This window comes from uncultured Sphingomonas sp. (assembly GCF_964235535.1).
In the GTDB taxonomy this organism is placed as follows: Bacteria; Pseudomonadota; Alphaproteobacteria; order Sphingomonadales; family Sphingomonadaceae; genus Sphingomonas.
The window spans coordinates 1-3243 of sequence record NZ_CAXSBH010000103.1 but is presented as its reverse complement, the minus strand read 5'-3'; the positions used below and the strand labels follow the sequence as shown (position 1 = coordinate 3243).

Sequence of the window (3243 nt, the reverse complement as noted above, 5' to 3'; positions counted from 1 at the left end):
TGATCCAGGAAGACAAGCCGATCGTCGAAGCGGTCGAGGCGATGCGACCGGTCGTGCAACGCTATGGTCTTAGACCGGCGATGCTGGCATGCGACGAGGCCGCGGTCCGGGTCGGCCGCGAGATCGACAGGCTCGAGCGGGCCGAAGCCGCCTGATAGTGGGCATGGTCGGACCGATCCGACGCGGGTCGATTGGCGCGTATCGATGAAAAGCTTACATGGGGCAGGAGATTAGAGTGGTTTCAGCGGACGTCCATATTACCCGGTGGGGTTTCTCGGGACCCAGGGTCGTCCTGGTACATGGCGGCGCGAAAGGCGCATCGGCCGGCGGCGACGCCCATTTCTCCGCCCAGGCCGTTCTCGCCGATCAAGGATGGCAGCTCGTCCTGCCCGACCGACCGGGTCATGGCCGGAGCGCCGATGCCGGGCGTCCCGACGATTTCGAGATCGACGGCGAGTGGGTAGCCGACCTTCTCGAAGACGGTGCGCACCTGATCGGACATTCCTATGGGGGTCTCGTCGCGTTGGCGGCCGCGTCGAAGCGGCCTTCCGCCGTGCTCTCCCTGACGCTGATCGAGGCCGCGATGCAGGCCCTGACGATGGACGACCCGCGCACGCAGAAGTTCATGGGGGAGATGGGCGAGGCGATGTCCAAGGCGACGTCGATGGCCGATCTTGCCGATCGTTTTTCAAAGGCTGCCGGTATCCCCGAAGAAATCAGGGCGGAGCGCAAGGACGGCGAGATGGAGAAGGTCGGTCAGGGACTCGCGTCGATCAAGTTACCGGAGACCGAGCGGGTACGCGCGATGGTAGATGCCGTGGCGGCGAACGCGATACCGCTCCTTACCGTTACCGGCGGCTGGAATCCCGGCATCGACGCGAGCAGCGAGGCGGCGTCCGCGCGTGCCGACGGACGACACGTCGTCGTGCGGAGCCCGCACCATTTTCCGCAGACGTTCGATGCGCCCGCGTTCAACGGGCTGCTCGTGGAGTTCATGACGGCCGCGGAACACGCCCGTATCGATCGCTAGTCCGGTGGCGAGGTCGACGGCCCTCCGCCTGTATGACGTTCACGAACGGAGCCCACGATGATCGCGGGGGTCGCCGACCAGCCGCTCGTCGTCGGGATCGGCGGAACGGTCGGAAGCGTGTCGTCGACCGAACGCGCGCTCTGCATCGCGCTCACGGCCGCGGCGCAGGCCGGGTATCGTACGCGCATGTTCGGCGGAGCCGACATGGCGCGGCTTCCGCTCTACGATCCAAGGGCGGCGGCGCGGACCGACCAGGAGCGCGAGTTCGTCGATGCGGTGCGCCAGGCGTCGGCCGTGATCATCGCCAGCCCCGGCTATCACGGCTCGATTTCCGGCGTGGTCAAGAACGCGCTCGACCTGCTCGAGGAGACGGCGGGTGACGCCCGTCCCTACCTTGCCGATATGCCTGTGGGCCTGATCTCGACAGCTTATGGCTGGCAAGCGACGGGGTCGACGATCGCCGCGCTTCGCTCGATCGTTCACGCGTTGCGTGGCTGGCCCACCCCCTTCGCCGCCGCGATCAACACGCAGGTGACGAAGTTCGACGACGAAGGCGGAGCCAGTGATCCGGCGGTGGTGGAACAGCTTCGACTGATTGGCCGCCAAGTCGCCCGGTTCGCACCGTTGACCGCGCGATCTTCGGAGCTGGCTACCTCCGGCTGATCCGGTGGGCTGCACGTCGCATTGGCCTCCGTCCTATGAAACTCGTCGCGCTGCCAGCACGGCGAGCGACTCTTCCTCGATGCGCATGGTCCGCTTGAAGGCGGGGCGCTGGGTCAGTCTTTCGGGGAGCCTCGCCAGCTCCGGATATGGGGTCAAGTCGAAGCCGCCGCGAACCGCGGTCTGCATTGCCCAGTTCAGGTACACGTCGATCACCGACCACTCGCCTAGCCACCATCCCCGCTCCGCCAGCCGACGGTCGGCGAACGTGAAGTTCTTCTCGGCCAGGGCGACCGCCCGGCTGCGAACAGGTCCCGGCTCACCATCGGTCAGTCGGTACGGCGCAGCGATTCCGCGTACGATCGGGTGCACCGTGCCGCCGCAGAAGGAAAGACCGGCCTGCCGCTCCGCGAGCGCGAACGGCGTCGTGGGTGCGGGAAACAGTCCGGCTTCGGGCTTTGCAGCGGCGATGTAGGTCAGGATCGCGGCGTTCTCCGCCAACACGGTCGCGCCGATTTGCAGCGCCGGGACCTTTCCGAGCGGCGAGATCGCCGCATACCTCGGCGACGATTGCTCGTCGGTCGCAAGGTCGACGAGGCACAGTTCGTATTCCAGTCCGGCCTCCTCCAGGGCGAAGAGACTGGTCTGCGAGCAGGCGTTGGGGAAGTGATGGAGAACGAGATCGCTCGCGGCTGTGTCCGACATGTCATCTTCCTCCCGGATTGTGCCGACCCTTGCTCGCGGCGTGAAGCGCCCCGCACAGGCTCGGGCGGTAACATCTCAAAGCAGCAGGTCCGACGTAAGTGGCACGGTCGGGTCCATGAGGATGCCGGGATCGGGCATCCTGCCGCTCGTGACTAGCCCGCGACCCTGAACATAGTCCCTTGTGGCGTTCACGCAGTCCAACGCGATCACCCGACCGGCCCTGAGATAGACGAGCGAGAAGCTACGGGTCGCTGGATCACCGCGGACGACGATGGAGTCGTGTCCGATAGACAAGCCGACGGTTTGAAGCCGCAGGTCGTATTGGTGCGACCAGAACCAAGGCACGGCGTGATAGGCTTCCGGTGATCCGGTGATCGCCTTGGCAACCACCGTTGCTTGATCATTGGCGTTCTGAACCGACTCGAGCCGTATCGCCGCTCCATCCGCAAACGCACTGGCGTGGAGCGCGCAATCGCCGACCGCGAACACGTCTGGGAGCGAAGTGCGGCAACACTCGTCCACCGCGACCCCGTTGCCTCCGCCGGCGCCCGCCTCCAGCAGCGGAACGACGGATGGAATGATGCCGATCCCGACGATCACCATCTGCGCGGGGAGGATCTCGCCGTCGGCAAGCCTGACGCCGCTCGCCCGGCCCCCGACTTCCTCGATGCAGACGACTTGGGTGCCGAGCCGGACATCGACGCCACGTGCTCGGTGCTCCGCTTCGAAGAAGCGCGACAACGGCTCCCCCGCAACCCTCGCCAGGACGCGGTCCAAGGCCTCGACGACGGTAACCTTGATCCCGAGCTTCACGAGCACGGCCGCCGCTTCGAGCCCGATATAGCCTC

Annotated in this window: 4 protein-coding genes; 2 read left to right on the top strand and 2 right to left on the bottom strand. The window is 66.2% G+C overall.

Going from position 1 to position 3243, the window contains the following annotated elements; translation table 11 throughout:
• Nucleotides 1-217: 217 nt before the first annotated feature.
• Complete coding sequence (locus ACFE7F_RS15760) at nucleotides 218-1030, top strand: alpha/beta fold hydrolase (RefSeq protein ID WP_375404795.1); 813 nt, start codon at nucleotides 218-220, stop codon at nucleotides 1028-1030.
• A gap of 57 nt (nucleotides 1031-1087) precedes the next feature.
• Nucleotides 1088-1693 carry an NADPH-dependent FMN reductase gene (locus tag ACFE7F_RS15755; RefSeq protein ID WP_375404794.1) on the top strand — a complete coding sequence of 202 codons (606 nt, stop codon included), beginning with the start codon at nucleotides 1088-1090 and terminating at the stop codon, nucleotides 1691-1693.
• 33 nt (nucleotides 1694-1726) lie between these two features.
• On the opposite strand, the gene ACFE7F_RS15750 is transcribed toward ACFE7F_RS15755, so the two are convergent.
• Entirely contained in the window at nucleotides 1727-2395 is a 669-nt protein-coding gene (locus ACFE7F_RS15750) for a glutathione S-transferase family protein (protein WP_375404793.1), read from the bottom strand.
• Nucleotides 2396-2470: 75 nt separating this feature from the next.
• Nucleotides 2471-3243, bottom strand: a 773-nt coding sequence (locus ACFE7F_RS15745) for an NAD(P)/FAD-dependent oxidoreductase (RefSeq protein ID WP_375404792.1), incomplete at its 5' end; no start/stop codon positions are given.

Excerpts from the sequence above, each read along its gene's own strand:
- ACFE7F_RS15760 (WP_375404795.1), top strand. The coding sequence starts at position 218 with ATGGGGCAGGAGATTAGAGTGGTTTCAGCGGACGTCCATATTACCCGG.
- ACFE7F_RS15755 (WP_375404794.1), top strand. The coding sequence starts at position 1,088 with ATGATCGCGGGGGTCGCCGACCAGCCGCTCGTCGTCGGGATCGGCGGA.
- ACFE7F_RS15750 (WP_375404793.1), bottom strand. The coding sequence starts at position 2,395 with ATGTCGGACACAGCCGCGAGCGATCTCGTTCTCCATCACTTCCCCAAC.